The organism is Streptomyces sp. NPDC104814 (assembly GCF_055583185.1).
In genome coordinates, this window is record NZ_JBVJOL010000017.1 from 63,828 (window position 1) to 87,820 (window position 23,993).

The following is a 23,993-nucleotide window of genomic DNA, read 5'->3' on the forward strand; positions in this document are numbered from 1 at the left end:
GCGGCACGTGGACGAGACAGGGAGGTCTTCTCATGGCAGGGGCGAAGACGGCGGTGGAGTGGCTGGCATCGGTGGCGCCGGACCCCGCGGCCTGCCGCTGGGAGTGGGAGCGCAGTCCGCTCGGGGTCGCGCTGCTGCCCGCCGGCCGGGCCTGGGACGTGCTGATCCTGCCGAGCGGTCTCGGCTATCCGACGCTGGACGTCCTGACCCGCATCCTCGACCGGCCCGGACCCGTCCTGGTCGACTTCGGCGACCACCGCATGGGCTTCTTCGTGCCTCCGGGCACCGCCGCGCGCTGGGTCGGCACCGGCATCCGCTCGGCCGGGTACGGCACCTGGATCGTGGTGCCGCGTCCGGGCCGGTCCACCGGCGCGGTCCGCTGGCTCGTGCAGCCGGACGGCTCCGGGACGCTGACCGACCCGGCGCTGCTGGAGCTGGCGATGCACGAGGCGGCGGCGGGTCTGGCGGCCGGGGACGGGACGGACTGAGCCGCCGGACGTCTTGACAACGGGATTGGTCTGGACCAAGTTGGGCGCGCTCCACCCCTCCACTTCCCCCATGCCCGGAGGCACTTGTGGACCGCACCAGACCCCTGGCCGCCCTCATCGCGGCCGCCGTCCTGACCCTCCCCGGTATCACCGCGCTGTCGTCGGCCGCCCGTGCGGCCGAGGCGAACCTCGCGGTGAACGGCGGCTTCGAGTCGGGCCTCGACGGCTGGACCTGTCCCGCCGGACAGTCCGTCACCTCACCGGTGCACAGCGGCACCCACGCGCTGCAGGCCACCCCGGCCGGCAACGACAACGCCCAGTGCGCCCAGACGGTGACCGTGCAGCCGAACGCGCAGTACACGCTGTCCGGTTACGTCCGCGGCTCCTACGTCTACCTCGGCGCGAGCGGCACCGGCACCACCGACGTCTCCACCTGGACCCAGTCCGCCCCCGACTGGCAGCAGCTCACCACCACCTTCCGCACCGGCGCCGCCACGACCGCGGTCACGATCTACACCCACGGCTGGTACGGCACCGGCGCCTACCAGGCCGACGACCTCACCCTCACCGGCCCCGGCGGCACGACCACGCAGCCGCCCGCCCCTCCCGCCGCCCCGGCCATCGGTACCGTCACCTCCACCAGCGTGGCCCTGTCCTGGCCGGCGGTGCCGGGCGCCACGGGGTACGCCGTCTACCGGGACGGCGTGAAGGCGCAGACGGTGACGGGGACGACGGCCACGGTGACGGGCCTCGCCCCCTCGACGCCGTACACCTTCCAGGTCACCGCGACGAACAGCGCCGGCGAGTCCGCGAAGTCGGCGGCCGTGACGGCGACGACCGGCGCGACGACGGGCGGCGGCACCGGCGACCTCCCCCCGCACGCCCTGGTCGGCTACCTCCACGCGAGCTTCGCCAACGGCGCCGGCTACACCCGCCTGGCCGACGTCCCCGACAGCTGGGACGTCATCGACCTGGCCTTCGGCGAGCCGACCTCGGTCACCTCGGGCGACATCCGCTTCACCCGCTGCCCGCTCACCGAGTGCCCGACCGCCGAGTCCGACGCCGAGTTCAAGGCGGCGATCAAGGCCAAGCAGGCGGCCGGCAAGAAGGTCCTGATCTCCATCGGCGGCCAGAACGGCCAGGTCCAGCTGACGACGACGGCGACCCGCGACACCTTCGTCGCCTCCGTGGCGAAGATCATCGACACCTACGGCCTCGACGGCCTCGACGTCGACTTCGAGGGCCACTCCCTGTCCCTGAACGCCGACGACACCGACTTCCGGAACCCGAAGACCCCGGTGATCGTCAACCTGATCTCGGCACTGAAGACACTGAAGGCCAAGTACGGCGCGAAGTTCGTGCTGACCATGGCCCCCGAGACCTTCTTCGTGCAGAACGGCTACCAGTACTACGGCACCGGCAAGTGGGGCGGCCAGGACCCGCGCTGCGGGGCCTACCTGCCGGTGATCCACGCACTGCGCGACGACCTGACCCTGCTGCACGTCCAGGACTACAACTCGGGCCCGATCATGGGCCTGGACAACCAGTACCACTCCATGGGCGGCGCCGACTTCCACATCGCGATGACCGACATGCTGCTCACCGGTTTCCCCGTCGCCGGGGACGCCACCCGCTTCTTCCCGCCGCTGCGCCCCGACCAGGTCGCCATCGGCATGCCGGCCTCCAGCAACGCGGGCAACGGCTACGTCACTCCGGCCGAGGTCACCAAGGCCCTGGACTGCCTGACGAAGAAGACCGGCTGCGGTTCCTACACCCCGCACGGCACCTGGCCGTCCCTGCGCGGCCTGATGACCTGGTCGGTCAACTGGGACCGGTTCGCGGGCGGGGAGTTCCAGCGCACGTTCGACGGCTACTTCGGCTGATCACCCGCCACAGCACGGTCAGCAGGACGGTGGCCAGACACCAGCTGGCCACCACGTCCAGCGGCCAGTGGTAGCCCCGGATCAGCAGGCCGGTGGAGACGGCCAGGGCGAGGAACGCCCACACGGCGACGGTGACGTGGCGGGCAGCGGGGGAGCGGAGCCAGGGAAGGAGAAGCAGGGCCGCGGCGCCGTACGCCACCAGGGCCGTCGCCGTGTGCCCGGAGGGGTAGTAGCCGGTGGCCGGCGGCATCACCGGGGTGCTGGGGCGGGCGGTCCAGTCCTTCAGCGGGACGACCAGGGCCGGTACCAGCGCCATGGTGAGCGCCGCGGCGAGCGGCGGGAGCCACCAGCGTTCCGGGCCCGCGGACCGGCCGCGCCAGGCGGCGTACGCCACCGCCAGGGCCAGCACCGGCACCGCGACCTCCACATTGCCGAGGTCGGAGAGCAGCGCCCAGAAGCGGTCCGGATGCACGATGTCGCCGCTCACCCGCTCGTCCACCGTGAGCAGCGGGCCGTCGGTGACGACCTGCCAGGTGATGAGGGCGAAGAGCAGAACCGGCAGGAGCAGCAGAAGCATGAGGCCCATGATCCGTCAGCGGACGGCGGGCGCGGCGGAAAAGGAGGCCGGCCGCCCCGGAACAGGGGGGGTGGTTCCGGGGCGGCCGAACTGACCGGAACGCCGCGCGCCCCGGGGGGTTTGGGGCGGGCGACCGTCCGATCGGTGAGGAGATCCGGAGCCCTCGGGCTCCGTCTGTGTGCGCGAGGCACGACCAGGTCGAAGCTGGGGAGGCCTCGGCCTGAGATCACCCACAGTCCCCTGTGGGTGGGGGTGTATCTCTCATCTGGGTAGAACCTACGGCAGCGGATGCGCGGGGGACAGCAGGAACGGCGTCCTGCCATCCACCTCGCACACGTTCTTCACACCCTCTGCCGCAGGGCCGCCGGACGTGCGCACGGCGTGCCGGTGCGCGCCCCGCTCAGATGCGAGTGAAGGCCTGCTCGATGATGTCGAGGCCCTCGTTCAGCAGGTCGTCGCCGATGACCAGCGGCGGCAGGAAGCGCAGCACGTTGCCGTAGGTGCCGCAGGTCAGGACCAGCAGGCCCTCCTGGTGGCAGGCCTTGGCCAGGGCGGCGGCCGCCTCGGCGTTCGGCTCCTTGGTGGCGCGGTCCTTGACCAGCTCGATGGCGATCATCGCGCCACGGCCGCGGATGTCGCCGATGACGTCGAACTTCTCGGCCATGGCGGCGAGGCGGGACTTCATGATCGCCTCGATGTTCTTCGCCTTGGCGTTGAGGTCCAGCTCCTTCATCGTCTCGATGGCGCCGAGCGCACCGGCGCAGGCCACCGGGTTGCCGCCGTAGGTGCCGCCCAGGCCGCCCGCGTGCGCGGCGTCCATGATCTCGGCGCGGCCGGTCACCGCGGCCAGCGGCAGACCGCCGGCGATGCCCTTGGCGGTGGTGATCAGGTCCGGGACGATGCCCTCGTCCTCGCAGGCGAACCACTGGCCGGTGCGGCAGAAGCCGGACTGGATCTCGTCGGCGACGAAGACGATGCCGTTGTCGTTGGCGAACTTCACGATCTCCGGCAGGAAGCCCTTGGCCGGCTCGATGAAGCCGCCCTCGCCGAGCACCGGCTCGATGATGATCGCGGCCACGTTGTCCGCGCCGACCTGCTTGGTGATCTGCTCGATGGCCTGCTTGGCGGCCTCGGGGCCGCAGTTCTCCGCACCGGTGGGCCAGCGGTAGCCGTAGGCGACCGGGACGCGGTAGACCTCGGGGGCGAACGGGCCGAAGCCGTTCTTGTACGGCATGTTCTTCGCCGTCAGCGCCATCGTGAGGTTGGTGCGGCCGTGGTAGCCGTGGTCGAAGACGACGACGGCCTGGCGCTTGGTGTACGCACGGGCGATCTTGACGGCGTTCTCGACGGCCTCGGCGCCCGAGTTGAACAGCGCCGACTTCTTCGCGTGGTCACCCGGCGTGAGCTCGGCCAGCGCCTCGGCGACGGCCACGTAGCCCTCGTAGGGGGTGACCATGAAACAGGTGTGGGTGAAGTCGGCGAGCTGCGCGGAGGCGCGGCGCACCACGGCCTCGGCGGAGGCGCCGACGGAGGTCACGGCGATGCCGGAGCCGAAGTCGATCAGGCTGTTGCCGTCGACGTCCTCGATGACGCCGCCGCCGGCGCGCGTGACGAACACCGGCAGCGTGGAGCCCACGCCCTGCGCGACCGCGGCGAGACGGCGGGTCTGAAGCTCCTGCGACTTCGGACCGGGGATGGCGGTGACGACGCGGCGCTCCTGCGGAAGTGCGGTCATGCGGGGCTCCTGGGGGTTTTGCGGATGCTTGCCTTCTTTTCTCGCAGGCTAAGACGGGGGAGGAGGGGCGGGCATGCTCCATGTGGGCGTTGTCGGGGGTGTCCGTTGTCCGCGATGGATATAGAGGTGGGGGCGGCCGGCGACGCTCCGGCGACGAAGGACCGGCCGCGGAATCGGTGAACTCCCCATGCGGGGGCATTAGATTGGCTCGCTAGTGGTCGACGGAACGGCTGGTCAGGGGGCAGGGGCGATGGAGAGCGACGGGACGCACGAGGCGCGGGGCGCCCGATCGGGTGCCTGGCCGGGCACCCATGCGAACCCGGTGCCGCGCCCGGCGGGGCCGCCGCAGGTGCCGGCGGCCGGTGCGGCGGCCTCCGGCGCCGACGCCGGGGGGTACGGACCGCCCGGGGTGCCGCCACGGCCCGCGCACGCGCCGGGCCAGGTCCCCGCGCCGGGCCGGGCCCCGGGGCAGAGCCCCGCCTCCCCCATCGCCGAGTGGCTGGACGCGCCCCGCCCGGACGCCGAGCCGGGGATCTGGCGGCTCGGCTACCGGCGCCCCGATCCCGGTCCCGGCCGCGAGCGGCTCGCCCCCGTCACCCTCGTCGGCATGGCCGTCCCGCTCGTCGTGGGGCTGCTGCTCTGGTCGCTGTGGCGGCACGGCAGCGTCCCCTACCAGTGGAGCCTGCTGCGCCTGGTCACCCCCGACGACTGGTGGTGGGGCGGCACCTTCGCCTCCCCCAAGGGCTGGCAGGGCGCCGAGGCCACCGTCGTCTACGGCGGCGTCTTCTTCGGCGTGCTCGTCTACGCCATGGGCCGGCTCGGCAGCTGGCCCGGCGTCGTCCGGCACGTCGTGGCCCGCCGGCCGCAGCCCGCCCGCGCCCTGCTCGCGCTGCTGTTCGCCCTGGTCGCGCTGAGCTTCGTCTTCCCCAGCGCCTTCCCCGGCGTCGGCTGGGACGCGCTGCCCGTCGTGGGACCCGTGTTCTCCCTGGTCGCCCTGGTCAGCGGCGGCTACGACGTCTTCACCTCGCCCTGGGTCACCGACCTGCTCTACGCCGTCATCACCGCGCTCGTGGTGTGGCCCTTCGCCCGCCTCGGCGCCTGGCTGCCGTACGCGAAGGAACTGCTCGCCGCCCGCCGTGAGACACCGAGCGCTGCCGTGCCCGACACGACGCTGCCGCCCACGCAGTGGCCCGCGCTGCGCGAGGCCGGGCAGCACCGGGCCGCCGATCTGCTCACCGCCGACGTGCTCGCCGGTCGGATGAACGACGTGGACTGCGCCCGGCTGGAACACGCCTGGACGCTGGCCCGCGGCCGGGGCCGCCTCGCCGAGTTCACCGACGCCGTCCTGCGCCACGGCTCCGCCGCGCTCACCCACCCCTCCGGCGCCCGCGACCTGCCCGCCCGCACCGCCCGGCACGACCTGCGCGCCGGGCAGGTACGCATCGGCCGCTGGGTCGCGGGCGAGCGCACCCCGCCCGCGTACGGCGACGCCGGCGCCGCCCTCGACCCGGCCGCCCTCGGCACCTCCCTGCTGGTCGTCGGCCCCTCGGGCACCGGCAAGACCCGGCAGGTGATCGCACCCCTCGTCGAGTCCCTCGCGCTGCAGGCGCTGACCGGGCGGTGCGCCGTCGTCGCGGTGGGCCCCGGATGCGGACCCGACGCCTCCTTCGACGTGGTGGTCCGCATCGGGGACCCCGCCTCCCTGCACGACCTCGACCCCTACGCCGGCACCACCGACCCCGACGAGGCCGCCGCCCTGCTCGCCGAGGCCCTCGCCGGTGACCTCGACACCGTCGGCGCCCAGCGCGCCGCGACCGCGCTGGCCCAGCTGCTCGGCCCCTACCGGGCCGTCCACGGCGCCTTCCCCACCCTGCCCGTGCTGCGCGAACTCCTCGCCGGGGAGCCCGCGCCGCTCACCGACCTGCGCGCCGCCCTCGCCGAGGAGCGGCACGCCGTGATGCGGCGCGAGCTGGACGCCCGGGTCCGTCAGTCCGGCACCCCGGGCGATGCCGGGCTCGCCCTCGCCGACCGGCTCGCGCTGCTGGACCGGCCGGTGTTCGCGGAGTTCTTCGGCGCGGGTACGGGAGCGGGCGGTGCCGGTTCCGACGCGAGCGGCGCGTCCGACGACGCGATCCGGCCGTTCTCGCTGCGCGCCCTCGCCCACCACCCGCTGCGGGTGCGCATCGACCTGCCCGAGCACGGCCACGAGGAGGCCGCCCGGCTGCTGACCCGGCTGGTCCTCGCGCAGTTCGCCGCCGTCGCCCGGGAAAGCGGACGCGACCACTTCGCCTGCCTGGTCCTGGACGACGCCACCGGAGCGATCACCGCCGAGTCCGTCCGCCGTGTCCAGCGGCTGCGCTCGCAGAACGCCGGTGTCGTGCTCGCCCTGCGCACGGTCGCCGACGTGCCCGAGGCGCTGCACGGGCCGCTGTACGCCGCCGTCGGCTGCCGGATGGCCCTGTCGGGGGTCAGCACCTGGGACGGCAGCCGGTTCGCGGGGGCCTGGGGCACCGAGTGGGTGGAGACCCGTGACGTCGCCCAGCACACCGTCTTCGCCGACCAGCCCATGACCCGCGCGCTGCACGCGCTGCGCAAACTGGTCACCGGCAAGGCCGTCACCACGGAGGCGGTCACCGTCCGGCAGGTCGAGCGGGAGCGGTGGTCCGCCTCGGAACTGGCACACTCGGTGCCGCCCGGGCACGCGGTGCTGTCGCTGACCACGGTGACGGGCGAGCACGCCCCGCCGCTGCTGGTCGACCTGCGCGGCTGACGCCACGTCCCTCGCCCGACGGCGCGTCACGGCGACGGTCGTGCAAGGCGACGGTGGTGCAAGGCGACGGTGGTGCACGGCGACGGCCGCGTCACGCCGTCGTCCGTGGCGCACGCCATGGCCCTGCCCGACGCCCGACGTGACGACCGCGCCCGACGTGACGACCGCGCCCGGCGTCCGCCGCCACGGCCGCCCACCGACACGGCGTCACGCCCCCGGACGCGCCCACCGCTGACCGGAACTCCCGGATGGCGGCGCGCCGGGACCGTACGGTGAGGCAGAATCGACATAGGTCGTTCATACGTGGCGGCCAAAGGATCACAGCGATCACAGCGACCGCACGACGTCCGCAGACCTGCCGCAGACCTGAAGGCCCCATGCCCCTGACGCTCGCCTCCCTCGTCCACCACTCGGCGCTCAAGCTGACCGTGCGGGCGGGCGAGGACCGCCTGGACGTGCCCGTGCGCTGGGCGCACGTCAGCGAGCTCGCCGACCCCGTGCCCTACATGGAGGGCGGGGAGCTGCTGCTGATCACCGCGCTGAAGCTGGACGCCGAGGACCCCGAGGCGATGCGGCGCTATGTGCGGCGGCTGGCCGGCGCGGGCGTCGTCGGCATCGGCTTCGCCGTCGGAGTCAACTACGAGGAGACCCCGAAGGCCCTGGTCGACGCCTGCGCCGACGAGGGACTGCCGCTGCTGGAAGTGCCCCGCCGCACCCCCTTCCTCGCGATCAGCAAGGCCGTGTCCGCCGCGATCGCCGCCGACCAGTACCGGGCCGTCACCGCCGGCTTCGCCGCCCAGCGCGAGCTGACCAAACAGGCCCTGAACTCCGGGCCCGAGGGACTGCTCGCCGCGCTCGCCGCGCAGGTCGACGGCTGGGCGGCGCTGTACGACGCCTCCGGTGCCGTCGTCGCCACCGCGCCCGACTGGGCCGTACGCCGGGCGGCCCGGCTCACCGCGGACGTGGAGCGGCTGCGCGAGCGGCCCGCCCCCGCGTCCTCCGTGGTCGGCGGCCCCGACCACGAGGACCGCGTCGAACTGCACTCCATCGGCACCGGCCGCCGCCCCCGCGCCGCCCTCGCCGTCGGCACCGCCGCCACCCTCGGCACCGCCGAGCGCTACGCCGTGCACTCCGCGATCGCCCTGCTCACCCTCACCACCGAGCGCTCCCGCTCGCTGCACGCCGCCGAGCAGCGGATCGGCACCGCCGTGCTGCGCATGCTGCTCGCCGGGGAACCGGACCACGCGCGGGCCGTCGCCGGGGACCTGTACGGGACGCTGCTCGACGCCCCGTTCCGGGTGATCGTCGCCGAGTCGGCGTCCGCCTCCGCCGCACGGGCGCATGCCGACGGCCACGCGCACGTGACGGCGGCGAAACCGGCCGCCGCCGGCCCCGCCGCCGCGGTCGACTCCTCGGGCGACCCGCTGGGCGTCCTCGCCGAGACCGTCGAGGCGGCCGCCGCCCGCGCCGGTGAGGCCGTGCTCGTCGTCCCCGACGGGGAACGGCTCGTGGTGCTCGCCGGCGACGGCGGCGCCGCCGTCGGCGCGTGCACCGCGTACGCGGCGGCCCTGGAGGCGAGCCGCACCACGGAGCTGCACGAGCAGCCCGGCGGCGAGGAGGACGAGTTGATCGTCGGCCTGTCGGCGCCGTCCGGGCCGATCGCGGCCGCCGCCGCGTACAAGCAGGCCGAACAGGCGCTGTCGGTGGCCCGCCGGCGCGGCCGGGTGTGCGTCGAGCACGAGCACCTGGCCTCCGGTTCGGTGCTGCCGCTGCTCGCCGACGACGCGGTCAAGGCGTTCGCCGACGGCCTGCTGCGGGCCCTGCACGAGCACGACGCGACGGGCCGCGGCGACCTCGTGGCCTCCCTGCGCGCCTGGCTGTCCCGGCACGGGCAGTGGGACGCGGCCGCCGCCGACCTGGGCGTGCACCGGCACACCCTGCGCTACCGGATGCGCCGGGTGGAGGAGATCCTCGGCCGCTCCCTGGACGACCCGGACGTCCGCATGGAGCTGTGGCTGGCCCTGAAGGCGACATCGACCGAATAGTCGTACGCCAAAGCGGCGCATGCCGGCCGCCGACTGCTACGGGTCGGACAAACGACCCCTGCCTGTCCCGGCCCTACCGTGGTGGCGAAAGCACGCACACCCCCTACGCGGAAGGGCCGGGACTCGCCAATGACTTCCACCCACGCCTTCTGGCTCGCCGGCCGCCAGGCCACCGGCGACGACACCTTCGACGTCAGCTCCCCGTGGGACGGCCGGCTGGTCGGCACGGTCGCTGTGCCCACCGAGGCGCAGGTCGAGGAGGCCGTGGCCGCCGCGTACGCGGTGCGGGACGAGTTCGCCGCCACCCCGGCGCATGTGCGCGCCGCCGCCCTGGACCACGTCAGCAAGCGGCTCGTCGAGCGCACCGAGGAGATCGCCCAGCTGATCTCCGCCGAGAACGGCAAGCCGATCAAGTGGGCCCGCGGCGAGGTCGGCCGTGCCGTGTCCGTGTTCCGCTTCGCGGCCGAGGAAGCCCGCCGCTTCAACGGCGGCGACGGCCAGCGCCTGGACACCGACGCCGGCGGCCAGGGCCGCCTGGCGATCACCCGCCGCTTCCCGAAGGGCGTCGTGCTCGGCATCGCGCCGTTCAACTTCCCGCTGAACCTGTGCGCCCACAAGGTCGCCCCGGCGATCGCCGCCGGTGCGCCGATCATCCTGAAGCCGGCCCCGGCCACCCCGCTCTCCGGCCTGATCCTCGGCGAGCTGCTGGCCGAGACCGACCTCCCGGCGGGCTCCTGGTCGATCCTGACCGTCCCGAACGACCGCATGCCCGCCCTGGTCAAGGACGAGCGCCTGCCGGTCATCTCCTTCACCGGCTCCGACACGGTCGGCTACGCCATCATGGACTCGGTGCCGCGCAAGCACTGCACCCTGGAGCTGGGCGGCAACGGCGCGGCCGTCGTGCTCGGCGACTGGGCGAGCGACGAGGACCTGGACTGGGCCGCGACCCGCATCGCGACCTTCTCCAACTACCAGGGCGGCCAGTCCTGCATCTCGGTGCAGCGCGTGATCGCCGACGCGTCGGTGTACGACCGCCTCCTGCCGCGCATCGTCGCTGCCGTCGAGGCGCAGGTCACCGGCGACCCGTCCGACGACACGGTGGACGTCGGCCCGCTCGTCAGCGAGGCCGCCGCCCAGCGCGTCGAGACCTGGGTGGACGAGGCCGTGGCGGCCGGCGCGAAGCTGCTCGCCGGCGGCAAGCGCGACGGCGCCTCCTACGCGCCGACCGTCCTCGCCGAGGTCCCGGCCGACGTCACGATCGCCTGCGAGGAGGTCTTCGGGCCGGTCCTCACCGTGCAGAAGGTCGACGGCGAGGCCGAGGCGTTCGCCGCGGTCAACAACTCCAAGTTCGGCCTCCAGGCGGGCATCTTCACGCACGACCTGCAGACCGCGTTCCGCGCCCACCGCGCCCTCGAGGTCGGCGGCGTCGTCATCGGCGACGTCCCCTCCTACCGCGCCGACCAGATGCCGTACGGCGGCGTCAAGCAGTCCGGTGTGGGCCGCGAGGGCGTGCGCTTCGCGATGGACGACTACACCTACGAGCGGGTCCTGGTCCTGACGGGTATCGCCCTCTGACCGACCCCCCCAGGCCAACGGCCCGAGCTCACTGTGCGGGAGCTCGGGCCGTTGTCGTACCCGCCGTACGGTCCGCTGCGGCCGCGGGGTCACCTCGCCGTCGGGCGGCCCGTACCGCGTCCCGGACGGCCGCGTGGCGGGCGGTGGTTCAGGAAGGCGCCGGCCCCGAGCTGGCCCGGACCGTCAGCCGAGGCGCGATCAGCACGACCTCGTCGCCGCCCCGCCCGTCCAGCTTGGCGACCAGTTGCTCGACGGCGCGACGCCCCATCTCCTGCGCGGGCACGGCGACCGACGTCAGCCGCACCGAGCCCTGCGTGGCGACCTGTTCGGGACAGACGGCCACCACCGACACGTCCTCCGGTACGGCACGGCCCTGCTGGCGCAACAGCGCGAGCAGCGGTTCGACCGCCGCCTCGTTCTGCACGACGAAGCCGGTCGTGCCGGGCCGCTCGTCGTGGATGCGGGCGAGGGTGGCGGCCATCGCGTCGTAGCCGCCCTCGCTCGGACGGTGCAGCACGCGCAGGCCCAGCTCACGGGCGCGCGAGCGCAGCCCGTCCAGGGTGCGCTCGGCGAAGCCGGTGTGCCGTTCGTAGACGGCCGGTGCCTCGCCGATGACGGCGACGTCCCGGTGGCCGAGCTCCGCCAGGTGCTCGAGGCACAGCGCGCCCGTCGCGCTCCAGTCGAGATCGACGCAGGTCAGACCGGTGGTGTCGGCGGGCAGACCGATCAGCACACCGGGCTGCCGGCTCTCGCGCAGCAGCGGCAGCCGCTCGTCCTCCAGCTGCACGTCCATGAGGATCATCGCGTCGGCGAGCCCGCTGCCGGTGACCCGGCGCACGGCGTCGGGGCCCTCCTCGCCGGTGAGCAGCAGTACGTCGTACCCGTGTGCGCGGGCCGTGGTGGCGACCGCGATGGCGATCTCCATCATCACCGGCACATACATGTCGGTGCGCAGCGGCATCATCAGCGCAACGATGTTCGACCGGCTGCTGGCCAGGGCGCGGGCTCCCGCGTTGGGGTGGTAGCCCAGCTCCTGGATGCTCCGCTCGACGCGCTGCCGCGTGGTGGCGGAGATGGACCGCTTGCCGCTGAGGACATAGCTCACCGTGCTCGCCGAGACTCCGGCGTGCTGGGCGACCTCGGCGAGGGTGACCATCCGGCTCTCCAAGCGGCGTGAAGCGCTTCGACGACGCTTCGTTTGTGTCCACAGGATTAAGGGTGCGACGACCCTAGCTCGTCTCGGAGTCTGCTGTCCACGAGGTGCTGTCCACGAGGGTGTCGAAGCGCTTCGACACCCTCCCCAGCCGCTCGACCGTCCCGTCGCCCCCGTGGCCCGAAGGTACCGGCATCGGCTGAACGGACGCGCGAGGACTGGTGGGGACGTCCGCTTTCGGGTAACAACGATCCAGTAGCACTGGTCGGTAACGAACGGTCCCCGAACATCCCTCTTCGCGGCGAGGTGACCCTCATGTCCGCCCCCACCACTCCCTCCTCCTCTCCCGCCACCCCACCGCCCTCCCGGCCCGCCGTCAGTGAGCGCGAGGCCCGTGAGGTTGCGGAGGCCGCCCGGGAACAGCACTGGCGCAAGCCCAGCTTCGCCAAGGAGCTGTTCCTCGGCCGTTTCCGGCTCGACCTCATCCACCCGCACCCGCTGCCCGCCGACGACGCCGTCCAGCGCGGCGAGGCCTTCCTCGCCAAACTGCGCGACTTCGTCGAGACCCGGGTCGACGCGGCCCTCATCGAGCGCGAGGCCCGCATCCCCGACGAGGTGATCGACGGCCTCAAGGAGCTCGGCGCCCTCGGCATGAAGATCGACCCCAAGTACGGCGGGCTCGGCCTCACCCAGGTGTACTACAACAAGGCGCTCGCCCTGGCCGGCTCGGCGTCCCCCGCGATCGGCGTGCTGCTGTCGGCGCACCAGTCGATCGGCGTGCCCCAGCCGCTGAAGATGTTCGGCACCCAGGAACAGAAGGAGACGTTCCTGCCGCGCTGCGCGCGCACCGACATCAGCGCCTTCCTGCTCACCGAGCCCGACGTCGGCTCCGACCCGGCCCGCCTCGCCACCACCGCCGTACCCGACGGGGACGACTACGTCCTCGACGGGGTGAAACTGTGGACCACCAACGGGGTCGTCGCCGACCTGCTCGTGGTCATGGCCCGGGTGCCGCGCGGCGAGGGCCACAAGGGCGGCATCACCGCCTTCGTCGTGGAGGCCGACTCGCCCGGCATCACCGTCGAGAACCGCAACGCCTTCATGGGCCTGCGCGGCATCGAGAACGGTGTCACCCGCTTCCACCGGGTCCGGGTGCCCGCCGCGCACCGCATCGGCGAGGAGGGACAGGGCCTGAAGATCGCCCTGACCACCCTGAACACCGGCCGGCTCTCCCTGCCCGCCTCGTGCGTCGCCGCCGGCAAGTGGTGCCTGAAGATCGCCCGCGAGTGGTCGGCCGCCCGCGAGCAGTGGGGCAAGCCCGTCGCCGAGCACGAGGCGGTCGGCTCGAAGATCTCCTTCATCGCCGCCACCACCTTCGCCCTGGAAGCCGTCACCGACCTCGCCTCCCAGATGGCTGACGAGGACCGCAACGACATCCGCATCGAGGGCGCGCTGGCCAAGCTGTACGCCTCCGAGATGGCGTGGAAGATGGCCGACGAACTCGTCCAGATCCGCGGCGGCCGCGGCTTCGAGACCGCCGAGTCGCTGCGCGCCCGCGGCGAACGCGCCGTCCCCGCTGAGCAGTTGCTGCGCGACCTGCGCATCAACCGCATCTTCGAGGGCTCGACGGAGATCATGCACCTGCTGATCGCGCGGGAGGCCGTCGACGCCCACCTGTCGGTCGCGGGCGACCTCATCGACCCCGGGAAGTCGCTGTCCGACAAGGCGAAGGCGGGCGCGAACGCCGGCGTCTTCTACGCCAAGTGGCTGCCGAAGCTGGTCGCCGGACCGGGCCAGCTGCCCACCGCCTACACCGAGTTCAAGCACGAGGTGGATCTCTCGCCGCACCTGCGCTACGTCGAGCGCACCGCCCGCAAGCTCGCCCGCTCCACCTTCTACGGCATGTCCCGCTGGCAGGGCCGCATGCAGTCCAAGCAGGGCTTCCTCGGCCGGATCGTCGACATCGGCGCCGAGCTGTTCGCGATGAGCGCCGCCTGCGTACGCGCCGAGCTGCTGCGCGCCCAGGGCCGCAACGGCCGCGAGGCCTACCAGCTCGCCGACGTCTTCTGCCGCCAGTCCCGGCTGCGCGTCGAGGAACTCTTCGGCCGCCTGTGGAACAACACCGACGACATGGACCGCACGGTCGTCAAGGGCGTCCTCAGCGGCACGTACACATGGCTGGAGGACGGCGTCATCGACGCATCCGGGGACGGCCCCTGGATCGCCGACACCACCCCCGGCCCGAGCACGAAGGAGAACGTGCACCGCCCGATCCGGTGACATCGAGCGCTGCCCGCCCCGGCGCGTGGTGCACAATCGTCGACCAGTCGACCGACGCACACGACCACAGGGGTGGGCATGCTCGGCTCACGGGCCCGACACACGGCGGCCGCCGCACTCGCGGCGGCCGTCCTCACGGCCGCGGCCGCCTGCGGCGGGAACGGGGCCGGCCGGGCCGCCGCCCCGTCATCCGCCGCACCGACCGCCTCCTCACCGGTCCCGCCGGCCGCCGCCCCGGCGGGCCCGAGGCCCCTCACCCGGACGCAGCTGCTGGCCGCGGCGCTCTCCGAGGAGGACGATGCCGGGTCGTACACCGCGGAGGAGCCCGTCGACGGAGAGCCGCCCGTCAGCGACATGTACACCGCCGCCCCGGCCGTCTGCCAGCCGCTCGTCAGCCTCACCCGGGGCGCCACACCGCACGATCCGGCCGCCGAGATCGTCCGCACCGTCTGGGACCCGGACGCGGAACGCGGCGTCGACATCGACCTGCACCTGCGCTCCTACACCGCCGCCGACGCCGCCGCCGTCATGCAGGCCCTCGCCAGGGCGGGCCGGGAGTGCGCGCACGGCTTCACCGAGCAGCGGGTGATCACCGACGCGAAGGTCCTGCGGGTCGAGACCCTCCGCCCGCCCGCCGCGGGCGACGAGGCGTACGCCTTCCGGATCACCACGCAGGACGTCAAGGACGCACGCCTGAAGCTGTACGACTACCTCACCGTCATCCGCTCCGGCTCCACCACCCTGTCCTTCCGCGCCGACACGCACAGCACCGAGGACGTCGGCGGCGTACCGCAGGACGTGGTGGACGCGCAGTGGCACAAGTTCCGGCACGCCACCCCGTGAACACGGCCGACGCCCCCAAGGGGCAAGAATGGGGGGCATGAGTGACAGTCCCGCACCCCTCGCCGATCCGCACCTCGTCTACGACCCGGTGACCGCGGACGGCCCGAAGGACGTCGTGATCCTCGGCTCCACCGGCTCGATCGGCACCCAGGCCGTCGACCTCGTGCTGCGCAACCCCGGCCGGTTCAAGGTCACCGGCCTGTCCGCCAACGGCGGCCGCGTCGCCCTCCTCGCCGAGCAGGCCCGCCGGCTGAGGGTGCGCACCGTCGCGGTGGCCCGCGAGGACGTCGTACCGCAGCTGCGCGAAGCGCTCGCCGGGCAGTACGGCGCAGGGGAGCCGCTGCCGGAGATCCTCGCCGGACCCGACGCGGCCACGCAACTCGCCGCCTCCGACTGTCACACCGTCCTCAACGGCATCACCGGCTCCATCGGCCTCGCGCCCACCCTCGCCGCCCTGGAGGCGGGCCGCACCCTCGCGCTCGCCAACAAGGAGTCGCTCATCGTCGGCGGCCCGCTGGTCAAGGCGCTGGCCAAGCCCGGTCAGATCATCCCCGTCGACTCCGAGCACGCGGCGCTCTTCCAGGCGCTCGCCGCCGGCACGCGCGCGGACGTGCGCAAGCTCGTCGTCACCGCCTCCGGTGGCCCCTTCCGCGGCCGCACCCGGGCCGACCTCGCCCAGGTCACCGTCGAGGACGCCCTCGCCCACCCCACCTGGGCCATGGGACCGGTCATCACGATCAACTCCGCGACCCTCGTCAACAAGGGTCTGGAGGTCATCGAGGCCCACCTGCTGTACGACATTCCCTTCGACCGCATTGAGGTCGTCGTGCACCCGCAGTCGTATGTCCATTCGATGGTGGAGTTCACGGACGGATCGACGATGGCCCAGGCGACGCCCCCCGACATGAGGGGGCCGATCGCCATCGGTCTCGGCTGGCCCGAACGCGTCCCCGACGCCGCGCCCGCCTTCGACTGGAGCAAGGCCTCCACGTGGGAGTTCTTCCCGCTGGACAACGACGCCTTCCCCTCCGTGAACCTGGCCCGGCACGTGGGTACGCTCGCGGGCACCGCCCCGGCGGTGTTCAATGCGGCCAACGAGGAGTGCGTGGACGCGTTCCTGCGCGGCGCGCTGCCGTTCAACGGGATCATGGACACCGTCATCCGGGTGGTCGAGGAACACGACACGCCGGTCACGGGAACTTCACTCACCGTGCCGGACGTCCTCGAAGCGGAGACCTGGGCGAGGGCCCGGGCCAGGGAACTGACAGCGAAGACGGCGGAGGCCCGTGCATGACGACCCTGATGATGATCCTCGGCATAGTGGTCTTCGCGGTCGGCCTGCTCGTCTCGATCGCCTGGCACGAGCTGGGGCATCTGTCCACGGCCAAGCTGTTCGGCATCCGCGTGCCGCAGTACATGGTCGGCTTCGGCCCGACCGTCTGGTCGCGGAAGAAGGGCGAGACGGAGTACGGCGTCAAGGCCATCCCCTTCGGCGGCTACATCCGCATGATCGGCATGTTCCCGCCCGGCGACGACGGCCGGATCACCGCCCGCTCCACCTCACCCTGGCGCGGCATGATCGAGGACGCCCGCTCCGCCGCCTTCGAGGAACTGCAGCCCGGTGACGAGTCACGGCTCTTCTACACGCGCAAGCCGTGGAAGAGGGTCATCGTGATGTTCGCGGGGCCCTTCATGAACCTCATCCTCGCCGTCGCGCTCTTCCTCGTCGTCCTCATGGGCTTCGGCATCCAGCAGCAGACCACCTCCGTCAGCTCCGTCTCGCCCTGTGTGATCTCGCAGAGCGAGAACCGCGACACGTGCAAGAAGACCGACCCCGCCTCCCCGGCGGCAGCCGCCGGCATGAAGGCCGGCGACAAGATCGTCGCCTTCGACGGCCGGCGCACCGAGGACTGGAACACGCTGTCCGACCTGATCCGCGACAGCGCCGGGAAAACCGTGCCGATCACCGTCGAGCGGGGCGGCCGGGAAGTGACCCTGCACGCGAAGATCGCCACCAACATGGTCGCCAAGAAGGACGCCTCCGGCGCCTACGTCCAGGGCCAGTACGTCAAGGCCGGCTTCCTCGGCTTCAGCGCGGCCACCGGCGTCGTCAAGCAGGACTTCGGCCAGTCGATGACCTGGATGACCGACCGGGTCGGCGACGCGGTCGACTCCCTCGCCGCGCTCCCGGCCAAGATCCCCGCCTTGTGGGACTCCGCCTTCCACGGCGCCCCCCGCGCCCCCGACTCGCCCATGGGCGTCGTCGGCGCGGCCCGGGTCGGCGGTGAGATCTTCACCCTGCACATCCCGCCCACCCAGCAGCTCGGCATGGCCCTGATGCTGGTCGCCGGCTTCAACCTCTCGCTGTTCCTGTTCAACATGCTCCCGCTCCTCCCGCTGGACGGCGGGCACATCGCGGGCGCTCTGTGGGAGGCCCTGCGCCGCAACACCGCCAAGGTGCTGCGCCGCCCGGACCCGGGCCCGTTCGACGTGGCGAAGCTGATGCCGGTGGCCTATGTGGTGGCCGGGATCTTCATCTGCTTCACCGTCCTGGTCCTCATCGCGGACGTCGTCAACCCGGTGAGAATCTCCTAGCCACACGGGGGACGACGCGGCCGGGCCCCCACGGGGACCCGGCCGCCTCCCATCGAGTGGGTTTACGGGTGTGATGTGCCCGCGCGATCGCGCGTGCCGTAATCTCGAAATCCGGAGCCCGCCGCTGACGGGACCGGGACCTTGATCCACGACTTGGGGTTGCACAGCAGATGACTGCGATTTCTCTCGGCATGCCGTCCGTTCCGACCAAGCTCGCCGAGCGCCGCAAGAGCCGGCAGATCCAGGTCGGATCCGTGGCCGTCGGCGGAGACGCCCCCGTGTCGGTGCAGTCGATGACGACGACCCGTACGTCCGACATCGGTGCCACGCTCCAGCAGATCGCCGAGCTCACCGCGTCCGGCTGCCAGATCGTGCGGGTGGCCTGCCCCACCCAGGACGACGCCGACGCGCTCGCCACCATCGCCCGCAAGTCGCAGATCCCTGTGATCGCCGACATCCACTTCCAGCCGAAGTACGTCTTCGCCGCGATCGAGGCCGGCTGCGCGGCCGTGCGCGTCAACCCGGGCAACATCAAGCAGTTCGACGACAAGGTCAAGGAGATCGCCAAGGCCGCCAAGGACCACGGCACCCCGATCCGCATCGGCGTCAACGCCGGCTCGCTGGACCGGCGCCTGCTCCAGAAGTACGGCAAGGCGACCCCCGAGGCCCTGGTGGAATCGGCCCTGTGGGAGGCGTCCCTCTTCGAGGAGCACGACTTCCGCGACATCAAGATCTCGGTCAAGCACAACGACCCGGTCGTCATGATCGAGGCCTACCGCCAGCTCGCCGAGAGCTGCGACTACCCCCTTCACCTCGGCGTCACCGAGGCCGGCCCCGCCTTCCAGGGCACGATCAAGTCGGCCGTGGCCTTCGGCGCCCTGCTCTCCCAGGGCATCGGTGACACCATCCGCGTCTCCCTCTCGGCCCCGCCCGCCGAGGAGGTCAAGGTCGGCCTGCAGATCCTGCAGTCCCTCGGTCTGCGCCAGCGCGGCCTGGAGATCGTCTCCTGCCCGTCCTGCGGCCGCGCCCAGGTCGACGTCTACAAGCTCGCCGAGGAGGTCACCGCCGGCCTCACCGGCATGGACGTCCCGCTGCGCGTCGCCGTCATGGGCTGCGTCGTCAACGGCCCCGGCGAGGCCCGCGAGGCCGACCTCGGCGTCGCCTCCGGCAACGGCAAGGGCCAGATCTTCGTCAAGGGCGAGGTCATCAAGACCGTCCCCGAGTCCAAGATCGTCGAGACCCTGATCGAAGAGGCGATGAAGCTCGCCGAGCAGATGGAGTCCGAGGGCGCCGCCTCCGGCGAACCGTCGGTGACGGTAGCGGGCTGACCTTCCGGACGCCGGGCTGACCTTTCGTGCGCTGGGCAGTGCAAAGCCGTCAGGGGTGCGGGGCTGTGTCGATGTGCGGCTCCGCCGCGTGGGCGCGACCAGCCTCAACGCACCTGCACTCGCCCACGGACCGGAACCCCCCGAGATCGAAGGCGCCCGGCACCAGCAGCGCAGCTATAGTGCGGAGATCAGTGCACACCCGACCGTGAGGCCCCACCCGTGCTGACCCAGACCACCTCACGGGTCCTCGAACCGAGCGACCTGGACGCCGCGCTCGCCGTGCTGCACCGCGAGCCGGTCGTGAACGCCTTCGTGACGTCACGCGTCCAGGTCGCGGGCCTCGACCCGTGGCGGCTCGGCGGCGAGATGTGGGGCTGGTACGAGGACGGCATGCTCACGTCCCTGTGCTACGCGGGCGCCAACCTCGTCCCGATCTGTGCCACCCCGCGCGCGGTGCGCGCCTTCGCCGACCGCGCGCGGCGGTCCGGCCGCCGCTGCTCCTCCATCGTCGGCCCCGCCGGCCCGACCTCCGCGCTGTGGCGCCTGCTCGAACCCAGCTGGGGCCCGGCCCGCGACGTCCGCGCCCACCAGCCGCTGATGGTCACCGACCGCATGCCCGGCGACATCGCCCCGGACCCCTACGTCCGCCGCGTCCGCAAGGACGAGATGGAGACGATCATGCCGGCCTGCGTCGCGATGTTCACCGAGGAGGTCGGCGTCTCCCCGATGGCCGGCGACGGCGGTCTGCTCTACCAGGCCCGGGTCGCCGAACTCGTCGGCTCCGGCCGCTCCTTCGCCCGCGTCGACGAACACGGCAAGGTGATGTTCAAGGCGGAGATCGGCGCGGCGACCCCGCAGGCCTGCCAGATCCAGGGCGTCTGGGTCGACCCCGCCTACCGCGGCCAGGGCCTCGCCGCCCCCGGCATGGCGGCCGTCCTGCGTTACGCACTGGCCGATGTGGCCCCCGTGGTGAGCCTGTACGTCAACGACTTCAACACCCCCGCACGCAGGACCTACCGGCGCGTCGGCTTCCGGGAAGCCGGCGAGTTCATGAGCGTGCTTTTCTGAACCCGGCCAGCGAGGCCCCCTGTAGGCTCCCGGCATGGATGTCGTGATCGGCCCGCTGGACCTGTCCGCCCACGTCGACGAGGCACTGGCCGTCCAGGCCGTCGCCTTCGGGCTCGGTGCCGACGAAGTGGCCGTACGCCGTCAGATCGTCATCCGCCACATGACCCACCCGGGCGCCCGCGCCCTCGGCGCCACCGTCGAAGGCCGCCTCGTCGGTTTCGTCTACGGCATGCCCAACGACCGCACCCACTGGTGGTCCACGGTCGTCGAGCCCTACCTGCGCGCCCAGGACCACGAGGAATGGCTGAACGACTCCTTCGTGATCACGGAGCTGCACGTCCACCCCGACCACCAGCACCGCGGGATCGGCCGCCGCCTGATCACCACGATCACCGACAGCGCCACCGAACCCCGCTCGATCCTCTCCGCGATCGACACCGAGAGCCCGGCCCGCGCCCTCTACCGCTCCCTCGGCTACCGCGACCTCGCCCGCCAGGTGCACTTCCCGAGCGCCCCCAAGCCGTACGCCGTGATGGGCGCCCCCCTGCCGCTGCGCCGCCCGTGAAACGGATTTCCGGCCACGGCGGCCGCCCGGCTAACCTCCTAGCCATCACCTACACGTAGCGGGAGTAAGAGAGCCATGGCGAACGCACCGGTCCAGCGCATGTCCCAGTTGATGGCGAAGACGCTGCGCGACGACCCGGCGGACGCCGAGGTCCTCAGCCACAAGCTGCTCGTCCGCGCCGGTTACGTCCGCCGCACCGCCGCCGGCATCTGGACCTGGCTGCCGCTGGGCAAGAAGGTCCTCGCCAACGTCGAGCGGATCGTGCGCGAGGAGATGGACGCCATCGGCGCCCAGGAAGTGCTCCTGCCCGCCCTGCTGCCCCGCGAGCCCTACGAGGCGACCGGCCGCTGGGACGAGTACGGCGCCGAGCTGTTCCGTCTGCAGGACCGCAAGGGCGGCGACTACCTGCTCGGCCCCACCCACGAGGAGATCTTCACCCTCCTGGTGAAGGACCAGGCGTCCTCCTACAAGGACCTGCCGGTGATCCTCTACCAGATCCAGACGAAGTTCCGTGACGAGGCCCGCCCCCGCGCCGGCATCCTGCGCGGCCGCGAGTTCCTGATGAAGGACTCCTACTCCTTCGACCTGGAGGACGAGGGCCTGGCGCAGTCCTACGCCCTGCACCGCGAGGCCTACCAGCGCATCTTCGCCCGCCTGGGCCTGGACTACCGCATCTGTGCCGCGACGGCCGGCGCGATGGGCGGCTCCAAGTCCGAGGAGTTCCTCGCTCCGGCCGAGGCCGGCGAGGACACCTTCGCCGACTGCCCGAACTGCGACTTCGCGGCGAACACCGAGGCCGTCCACTACGCCCTGAAGCCGGTCGACGCCACGGACGTCCCCGCCGCCGAGGACATCCCGACGCCCGCCACCCCCACCATCGAGAGCCTGGCCGCCCACCTCGGCGTCCCCGCCTCCGCCACCCTCAAGAACCTCCTGGTCAAGGTGGACGGCGAGATCGTCGCCGTCGGCGTGCCCGGCGACCGCGAGGTCGACATGGACAAGGTCGAGGCGCACTTCGCCCCGGCCACGGTCGAGATGGTCACCGAAGAGGACTTCGCGACCCGCACCGACCTGGTCCGCGGCTACGTCGGCCCGCAGGGCCTGGACAAGGTGAAGTACATCGCCGACCCGCGCGTCGCCCCCGGCACCGCGTGGATCACCGGCGCGAACAAGGCGGACACGCACGCCAAGAACGTCGTCGCCGGACGTGACTTCGAGGTCGACGAGTACGTCGACGTCGTGGTCGTCCAGGACGGTGACCCCTGCCCGGTGTGCGGCACCGGTCTGAAGCTGGACCGCGCCATCGAGATCGGTCACATCTTCCAGCTGGGCCGCAAGTACGCCGACGCGCTCAAGCTGGACGTCCTCGGCCAGCAGGGCAAGCCCGTCCGCGTCACCATGGGCTCCTACGGCGTCGGCGTCTCCCGAGCGGTCGCGGCCCTCGCCGAGCAGACCGCCGACGACAAGGGCCTGTGCTGGCCCCAGGAGGTCGCCCCGGCCGACGTCCACGTGGTCGCCGCGGGCAAGGCGCTGCAGACCGAGCTGGCCCTCGACGTCTCTGACAAGCTGGCCGCGGCCGGCGTCCGCGTCCTCGTCGACGACCGCGCGGGCGTCTCGCCGGGCGTGAAGTTCACCGACGCGGAACTGATCGGCGTCCCCTGGATCCTGGTCGCGGGCCGCCGTGCGGCCGAGGGCGTCGTCGAACTGAAGAACCGCCGCACGGGCGACCGCGAGGAACTCCCGGTCGCCGAAGCAATCACCCGCCTCACGGCCTGACCCCGAAAACGCCGGGCGCGCGACGAAGCGCCCGGCGTTTCGCGGTACATGTGCGGGCGCGTCGTGGCTGGGCAGCCGGCGGTGGCCGCCGGCCTGTTAGAACCGTCGGGGCGACGGCCCGCAGCCGCGTACGGCGGGAAGGGGCCGGGGCGGGGGGTGTCCGCCCGCAGCGTCCGGCACCGACCAAGGGCGCCCCTCGTCGGAAACGGCCGGCCGGACCGAGGACGGACACCCCCCACCCCGGCCCCGACTCAGAAACCGGCCGCAGGCGAGGACCGCAACCGGACACCGGACGGCAACGGGCCGCCGCAGGCAAAAAGGGGCGCGGGGAACGGCGCGACCAGCCACAACGCACCCGCAGACAACAACGCACCAAGCGCCGCAGGCACCACGCACCGTCACAGCCACCCCGCGAACTCCAGCAGCAACTCCCCGTCCTTGGGCCGCCCCACGCGCAGTGCCCGCACCCCCGACTCCACGGCACGGAACAGCGTCCACCCCCGCAGCCGCTCCTGATCCACCTCCAGCGACTCCGCGAGCCGCTTCACCCGCCGCCGCGTGATGGTCGCCCCCGACGGCGAGGCGATCAGATCCTCCACCCGGTCCCGCACCAGCCGCGCCAGATCGAAGGCGCACTCGCCCACCACCGGGTCCGGCCCCACCGCCAGCCATGGCATCCGGTCCCCGGCCAGCACCTTGCTCTGCCGGAACGTCCCGTGCAGCAACCGCCGCTCCGGCGGAGCCACCAGCAACGCCTCCCGCGCGGCCAGCGCCTCCGTGACCAGCGGCGCCACCTCCGCGTCCCGCTCGGCGCTCGCCCGCATCGCCTCGGCCTGCCGCCCGGTCCGCTCGGCCACGGTCTCGAACGTGTACTCCGCGGGCGGCTCGGCCCACAGCCGCCGCAACGTCCCCGCCGCCTCCAGCAACGCCCGCGCCTCGGGCAACGACCGCACCGACACCTCGGGATGCAGCCGCTCCAGCAGCAGCACCCCGGGCGCGACCGGCGAGGGATCGAGCAGCTGCACGGCACCCCGCCCGGCCCAGTGTGTCAGCGCCGCCCGCTCCGCCTCGGGACGAGCCCTGGCCGGCGCCAGCTTCAGCACCGCGGGTGTCCCGTCCGCGCACCGCACGAGCAGCACCAGACTGCTGCGACCGCCCGGTACCTGCACCCGCTCGACGGTCAACTCGCGTAGCGCGACGGCCTGCGCCACGGCCTCCGGCAGCCTCTCCAGCCACTCGTCACCGCCCGGTGCCGTCTCACCCAGCGCCTTCACCAGACGCCGCGGCGGGTCGAAAGCCATACGCGAGCCGC

Annotated in this window: 17 protein-coding genes; 13 read left to right on the top strand and 4 right to left on the bottom strand. The window is 72.6% G+C overall.

The genetic code is table 11. From position 1 onward, the window contains the following. The first annotated feature begins 32 nt into the window (after positions 1–32). Together ACZ64A_RS35635 and ACZ64A_RS35640 are read left to right on the top strand one after the other, a co-directional pair. The gene (locus ACZ64A_RS35635) at positions 33–488 is read left to right on the top strand and encodes a hypothetical protein (protein ID WP_469816082.1); all 456 of its coding nucleotides are present in this window, start codon (positions 33–35) and stop codon (positions 486–488) included. Positions 489–574: 86 nt separating this feature from the next. Next, positions 575–2,371: a chitinase gene (locus tag ACZ64A_RS35640; protein WP_469816083.1), complete on the top strand. Its 1,797-nt coding sequence runs from the start codon at positions 575–577 to the stop codon at positions 2,369–2,371. Here ACZ64A_RS35640 and ACZ64A_RS35645 read toward each other — a convergent pair. Both ACZ64A_RS35645 and gabT read right to left on the bottom strand, forming a co-directional pair. Beyond that, positions 2,310–2,948 (bottom strand): phosphatase PAP2 family protein, encoded by a 639-nt coding sequence (locus ACZ64A_RS35645; protein WP_469816084.1) that lies wholly within the window; start codon positions 2,946–2,948, stop codon positions 2,310–2,312. The two genes, ACZ64A_RS35640 and ACZ64A_RS35645, sit on opposite strands and share 62 nt — an antisense overlap. A 400-nt stretch (positions 2,949–3,348) precedes the next feature. Then, on the bottom strand, positions 3,349–4,683 hold the full coding sequence (gabT, locus tag ACZ64A_RS35650; protein ID WP_469816085.1) for a 4-aminobutyrate--2-oxoglutarate transaminase: 1,335 nt from the start codon (positions 4,681–4,683) through the stop codon (positions 3,349–3,351). A 250-nt stretch (positions 4,684–4,933) separates the two neighbouring features. On the opposite strand from gabT, the gene ACZ64A_RS35655 reads away from it, so the two are divergent. The 3 genes from ACZ64A_RS35655 to ACZ64A_RS35665 all read left to right on the top strand — a co-directional run bounded on the left by ACZ64A_RS35655 (position 4,934) and on the right by ACZ64A_RS35665 (position 11,073). Continuing rightward, positions 4,934–7,453 (top strand): ATP/GTP-binding protein, encoded by a 2,520-nt coding sequence (locus tag ACZ64A_RS35655; protein WP_469816086.1) that lies wholly within the window; start codon positions 4,934–4,936, stop codon positions 7,451–7,453. A 377-nt stretch (positions 7,454–7,830) separates the two neighbouring features. Next, positions 7,831–9,498, top strand: a complete 1,668-nt coding sequence (locus tag ACZ64A_RS35660; RefSeq protein ID WP_469816087.1) for a PucR family transcriptional regulator — start codon at positions 7,831–7,833, stop codon at positions 9,496–9,498. Between the two features lie 129 nt (positions 9,499–9,627). Beyond that, a complete protein-coding gene (locus tag ACZ64A_RS35665) occupies positions 9,628–11,073 on the top strand; it encodes an aldehyde dehydrogenase family protein (protein WP_469816088.1) in 1,446 nt (481 codons plus the stop codon). A gap of 148 nt (positions 11,074–11,221) precedes the next feature. Here ACZ64A_RS35665 and ACZ64A_RS35670 read toward each other — a convergent pair whose 3' ends face one another. Then, positions 11,222–12,229, bottom strand: a complete 1,008-nt coding sequence (locus ACZ64A_RS35670) for a LacI family DNA-binding transcriptional regulator (protein WP_469816089.1) — start codon at positions 12,227–12,229, stop codon at positions 11,222–11,224. A 312-nt stretch (positions 12,230–12,541) separates the two neighbouring features. On the opposite strand from ACZ64A_RS35670, the gene ACZ64A_RS35675 reads away from it, so the two are divergent. The 8 genes from ACZ64A_RS35675 (at position 12,542) to ACZ64A_RS35710 (ending at position 22,681) form a co-directional block, all read left to right on the top strand. Continuing rightward, positions 12,542–14,506 (top strand): acyl-CoA dehydrogenase family protein, encoded by a 1,965-nt coding sequence (locus tag ACZ64A_RS35675; RefSeq protein WP_469816090.1) that lies wholly within the window; start codon positions 12,542–12,544, stop codon positions 14,504–14,506. Positions 14,507–14,584: 78 nt separating this feature from the next. Next, on the top strand, positions 14,585–15,349 hold the full coding sequence (locus tag ACZ64A_RS35680; protein ID WP_469816091.1) for a hypothetical protein: 765 nt from the start codon (positions 14,585–14,587) through the stop codon (positions 15,347–15,349). Positions 15,350–15,386: 37 nt separating this feature from the next. Continuing rightward, entirely contained in the window at positions 15,387–16,643 is a 1,257-nt protein-coding gene (gene dxr, locus ACZ64A_RS35685) for a 1-deoxy-D-xylulose-5-phosphate reductoisomerase (RefSeq protein WP_469816092.1), read from the top strand. After that, the gene (locus ACZ64A_RS35690; protein ID WP_469816093.1) at positions 16,640–17,944 is read left to right on the top strand and encodes a M50 family metallopeptidase; all 1,305 of its coding nucleotides are present in this window, start codon (positions 16,640–16,642) and stop codon (positions 17,942–17,944) included. Before dxr ends, ACZ64A_RS35690 begins: the two co-directional genes overlap by 4 nt. A 170-nt stretch (positions 17,945–18,114) precedes the next feature. Further along, on the top strand, positions 18,115–19,272 hold the full coding sequence (ispG, locus tag ACZ64A_RS35695) for a flavodoxin-dependent (E)-4-hydroxy-3-methylbut-2-enyl-diphosphate synthase (protein ID WP_469816094.1): 1,158 nt from the start codon (positions 18,115–18,117) through the stop codon (positions 19,270–19,272). Positions 19,273–19,491: 219 nt separating this feature from the next. Continuing rightward, positions 19,492–20,340 (top strand): GNAT family N-acetyltransferase, encoded by an 849-nt coding sequence (locus ACZ64A_RS35700; RefSeq protein ID WP_469816095.1) that lies wholly within the window; start codon positions 19,492–19,494, stop codon positions 20,338–20,340. A gap of 34 nt (positions 20,341–20,374) precedes the next feature. Next, on the top strand, positions 20,375–20,905 hold the full coding sequence (locus tag ACZ64A_RS35705) for a GNAT family N-acetyltransferase (RefSeq protein WP_469816096.1): 531 nt from the start codon (positions 20,375–20,377) through the stop codon (positions 20,903–20,905). 75 nt (positions 20,906–20,980) lie between these two features. Beyond that, entirely contained in the window at positions 20,981–22,681 is a 1,701-nt protein-coding gene (locus tag ACZ64A_RS35710) for a proline--tRNA ligase (RefSeq protein WP_469816097.1), read from the top strand. A gap of 398 nt (positions 22,682–23,079) precedes the next feature. Here ACZ64A_RS35710 and ACZ64A_RS35715 read toward each other — a convergent pair whose 3' ends face one another. Continuing rightward, on the bottom strand, positions 23,080–23,982 hold the full coding sequence (locus ACZ64A_RS35715) for an aminoglycoside phosphotransferase family protein (protein WP_469816098.1): 903 nt from the start codon (positions 23,980–23,982) through the stop codon (positions 23,080–23,082). Between the last annotated feature and the right edge of the window lie 11 nt (positions 23,983–23,993).

Bases quoted from the DNA above. Each gene is read 5' to 3' on its own strand.
- ACZ64A_RS35665 (WP_469816088.1), top strand. From the start codon at position 9,628: ATGACTTCCACCCACGCCTTCTGGCTCGCCGGCCGCCAGGCCACCGGC.
- dxr (WP_469816092.1), top strand. From the start codon at position 15,387: ATGAGTGACAGTCCCGCACCCCTCGCCGATCCGCACCTCGTCTACGAC.
- ispG (WP_469816094.1), top strand. From the start codon at position 18,115: ATGACTGCGATTTCTCTCGGCATGCCGTCCGTTCCGACCAAGCTCGCC.
- ACZ64A_RS35645 (WP_469816084.1), bottom strand. From the start codon at position 2,948: ATGCTTCTGCTGCTCCTGCCGGTTCTGCTCTTCGCCCTCATCACCTGG.
- gabT (WP_469816085.1), bottom strand. From the start codon at position 4,683: ATGACCGCACTTCCGCAGGAGCGCCGCGTCGTCACCGCCATCCCCGGT.
- ACZ64A_RS35705 (WP_469816096.1), top strand. From the start codon at position 20,375: ATGGATGTCGTGATCGGCCCGCTGGACCTGTCCGCCCACGTCGACGAG.
- ACZ64A_RS35715 (WP_469816098.1), bottom strand. From the start codon at position 23,982: ATGGCTTTCGACCCGCCGCGGCGTCTGGTGAAGGCGCTGGGTGAGACG.
- ACZ64A_RS35680 (WP_469816091.1), top strand. From the start codon at position 14,585: ATGCTCGGCTCACGGGCCCGACACACGGCGGCCGCCGCACTCGCGGCG.
- ACZ64A_RS35675 (WP_469816090.1), top strand. From the start codon at position 12,542: ATGTCCGCCCCCACCACTCCCTCCTCCTCTCCCGCCACCCCACCGCCC.
- ACZ64A_RS35690 (WP_469816093.1), top strand. From the start codon at position 16,640: ATGACGACCCTGATGATGATCCTCGGCATAGTGGTCTTCGCGGTCGGC.
- ACZ64A_RS35710 (WP_469816097.1), top strand. From the start codon at position 20,981: ATGGCGAACGCACCGGTCCAGCGCATGTCCCAGTTGATGGCGAAGACG.
- ACZ64A_RS35660 (WP_469816087.1), top strand. From the start codon at position 7,831: ATGCCCCTGACGCTCGCCTCCCTCGTCCACCACTCGGCGCTCAAGCTG.
- ACZ64A_RS35635 (WP_469816082.1), top strand. From the start codon at position 33: ATGGCAGGGGCGAAGACGGCGGTGGAGTGGCTGGCATCGGTGGCGCCG.
- ACZ64A_RS35670 (WP_469816089.1), bottom strand. From the start codon at position 12,229: ATGGTCACCCTCGCCGAGGTCGCCCAGCACGCCGGAGTCTCGGCGAGC.
- ACZ64A_RS35655 (WP_469816086.1), top strand. From the start codon at position 4,934: ATGGAGAGCGACGGGACGCACGAGGCGCGGGGCGCCCGATCGGGTGCC.